This is a genomic window from Hansschlegelia beijingensis (assembly GCF_045505405.1).
Classification (GTDB): domain Bacteria; phylum Pseudomonadota; class Alphaproteobacteria; order Rhizobiales; family Methylopilaceae; genus Methylopila; species Methylopila beijingensis_A.
The window spans coordinates 1-623 of record NZ_JBJKEX010000697.1 but is presented as its reverse complement, the minus strand read 5'-3'; the positions used below and the strand labels follow the sequence as shown (position 1 = coordinate 623).

Annotated in this window: 1 protein-coding gene; it reads right to left on the bottom strand. The window is 73.8% G+C overall.

Features of this window, described 5'->3' with window-relative positions; all coding sequences use genetic code 11:
* A partial coding sequence (locus ACIKT0_RS19685; protein WP_407106934.1) for a copper resistance CopC family protein occupies nucleotides 1-623 on the bottom strand: 623 nt, incomplete at both ends.

The window sequence follows — 623 nt, the reverse complement described above, 5'->3', positions numbered from 1 at the left end:
GCCGCCGCCGCGGCCGCGGACAGAAAGCGCCCGGCGGCTCGGCCCACGCCTCCAATCGCGCAGATCAGCGCGAGGAGCAGGGCGCAGGCGGCCAGACCTGCGCCCAGTCCGAAGCCGTTCACGAGCAATGCGTTCCAGACGTCCGACGCCCGCAGGCCCGAGGCCCCGAGTCCGGTGACGTCGACCGCCTGCGCATAGACGAAGGCGGCGAGGCTCAGCGCTCCGAGGCCGGCGGCGCCGGCCGAGAGCCGCATGTCGCCGCGCCGTTCGGCTGCGAACACCCAGTAGCGGAACAGGACCGCCCCGACGCTTGCGAACAGCGCGACCATCAGGATGAAGCGGGCGGCCCAGCTCGGCGCCCGGTAGGTGCTCCAGGCGAGCTCCTGCGCGGGCTCCGTCCCTGCGCCGATCGTGAAGGTGATGCTGCCGCCGACCGGATGGCCGTCAGCCGAGGCCACGCGCCAGTTCAGGATCGCGGTTCCGGTCACGCCCTCGAGCGCGAGCGGGGCCTCGATCGTCGCGCCGTCGGCGCGCGCATCGGGCAGCCTGACGATCTCGCCGTCCGGGCGCAGCAGGCGAAAGGCGAGCGGCGTCACGGGCTCGCTGAACGTCAGCACCACCCG